Source organism: Crocinitomix catalasitica ATCC 23190, from assembly GCF_000621625.1.
In the GTDB taxonomy this organism is placed as follows: Bacteria; Bacteroidota; Bacteroidia; order Flavobacteriales_D; family Crocinitomicaceae; genus Crocinitomix; species Crocinitomix catalasitica.
This window is the reverse complement of record NZ_JHXV01000058.1, coordinates 1-2290: the sequence shown is the minus strand read 5'-3', so window position 1 is coordinate 2290 and position 2290 is coordinate 1. Positions and strand designations below refer to the sequence as shown.

Sequence of the window (2290 nt, the reverse complement as noted above, 5' to 3'; positions counted from 1 at the left end):
TAAAAATTCATGAAATGAACGATATCACGGATTCGTGGGATGGAACAGACATGAGTGGTTCTAAATGTCAAGATGGTGTATACTTTTACACGTATATAGCTACCTCAGATAACGGAACAAAGATTGAAGGTCAAAGCACAGTGACCATCCAATCAGGAAAATAAAAAGTTAAATTAATTAACGATTTAAAGCCCCACTCAATTTTTGAGTGGGGCTTTTTTTTTATGTCCGAGCAACTTTTATTGCATTTACTAAGTCTTTATAGCAAATACATTTCAATCGACTAATTATGAAAAAATTAAAAGGGATTTTTATAGCTGCAATATTGCTATTTTCTTCGGCGTCATTTTCTCAAGAAACGGCGGATCCAATTTCTTATGGCACGGCAACTATCAGCGCAGATTTTTGTGTTGTTTTAGATGCTGAAAATCCAATTCAGGAATACTATAAAGCAAGTTTAGCTGACTTAGGTTTTGAATCTGAAGCAGAAGCGGTTAAGCAATGCGGGTATAAACATAACAACTTATATACGCTAGAAGTTGATTATGCGAACAATGAAGTGCTTATTAAAATTCATACAGACAGAACGTCTGCGCCGCAAGACGTTGCTTGGTGGAATACTTACTTTGTGGACCTTTGTTCTCAATATTAAAAAAAAGACTATGTTTTTAAAATATACAAAATCTATATTTATAACAGCGATCTTGTTAGTCGCTGGTTATAGTTCGTACGGCCAAGTTATTGGTGCAGGTACGTATTTAATGGGAGATTTAGTGAATATTGCAATTGATAATCCAACTGGAAAAGAGGGAACAATTGACGGTGCTGGATTTCATTATCGTGGTGGTGCGCCTGGCACACGTTGTGGTTTCGTTTCTGATCCAAGTGAAACAGGTTGGGACCCTTTATTATTCAATGGTGATTATTTTACTCCTGGTGGTCCAGAAAATGGATGGGGATGCCAAATTAATGGTACGGATTATGCAAATAACGCAGGAATTAATCAGATTTTAGCTGATCCAAGTAATTTGATTAGTCATTCTTTGGTTGGTGATTGTATTACTGTGGAGTGGCAAGGGATTGTTGATGGTGTAGTTATAAATATAAAGTATCATTTAACAATGAGAGATTTATTTTATACTACTGAAATAACAATGACCAATACTACGGATGAGGATTTAACAGATGTTTATTATTATAGAAATGTTGATCCTGATAATAATCAACCGTTGACTGGATCTTTTACAACAACGAATACAATTGTTTCCCAACCAACGGGTGGTTGTCAAAAATCATTGGTTTCAGCTGAGCAAGCTTTACCTCACCCTTCTTATGTAGGATTTGGTGCTTTAGGAGACAAGTTTAGAGTTTGTATGGGTGGATTCACAAACCGTGATTCTGATGATTTATGGAATGCCGTTGCACCAACTTTTGAAGGTACAGAAGGAGCAGTAAGAACAGAAGATAGAGCGATTTCAATTATTCACAAAGATGATATTCCTGCAGGCGAATCAATTAATTTTACATTCGCAGTTGTTTTAAGTGGAGATGCTGTTGAAGGCGCATTTGCTACTTTATATTATATCGATTATGAATCTGCTGGTGGAATTGGTGGTGGAGTTATTAACCAATGTAATCCAGAATTAGATTCTGTAACAAGTTGTGCAGGTAATCCTGTAATTTTAACTGTTGACGGACCAAATGCAGGAGATTACGAATGGACTTGGAGTTCTGATCCAGAAGATGATGATTTAGTTTTAGATGGACCAACTGTTGAGGTTTCTCCGGAAGAAACAACTACTTATACAGTATTCGGTGATCCAATAAGTGATTGTTTAACAGAAACGATTACTAAGTCAATCATGGTTATTTATTCTGAAGGACCGCAATTGGAAATTACTGATCCAGGACCGTTCTGTGAAGATTTTGAATTAGATTTATTAGAATGGATGGATTTAAATGATACTGAAGATGCTGTTTGGAATTTCTTCTCTGAAAGACCAGATAGTTCAACTCAAGTAGAGCCATTATATGAAGATGATTTTATGGGACCAGATGATGAAGTTTGGTTGATGATTGGAGATACAGCAAATGGTTGTTATAGTACTATGCGTGTTATTATTGATTTTGGTGGACTTGGTGCAGCAGGTGATGATAATACAATCGATTTATGTGGTGAAGACGGTGTAACTATCGATTTACATGATTTAATTAGTGAAGGAGCAAATCCATTAGGAAGATTTAGAGAGGTAACAGCTTCAGGACAATTTACAGCTGGTACAGGTGTGCT

Annotated in this window: 2 protein-coding genes; both read left to right on the top strand. The window is 36.1% G+C overall.

Annotated elements, in window-relative coordinates; all coding sequences use genetic code 11:
* Positions 1-289 precede the first annotated feature (289 nt).
* Positions 290-652: a hypothetical protein gene (locus T367_RS0118220; protein WP_027421128.1), complete on the top strand. Its 363-nt coding sequence runs from the start codon at positions 290-292 to the stop codon at positions 650-652.
* A 10-nt stretch (positions 653-662) separates the two neighbouring features.
* Positions 663-2290, top strand: a 1628-nt coding sequence (locus T367_RS23055) for a hypothetical protein (RefSeq protein ID WP_035845736.1), incomplete at its 3' end; no start/stop codon positions are given.

Bases quoted from the DNA above. Each gene is read 5' to 3' on its own strand.
- T367_RS0118220 (WP_027421128.1), top strand. From the start codon at position 290: ATGAAAAAATTAAAAGGGATTTTTATAGCTGCAATATTGCTATTTTCT.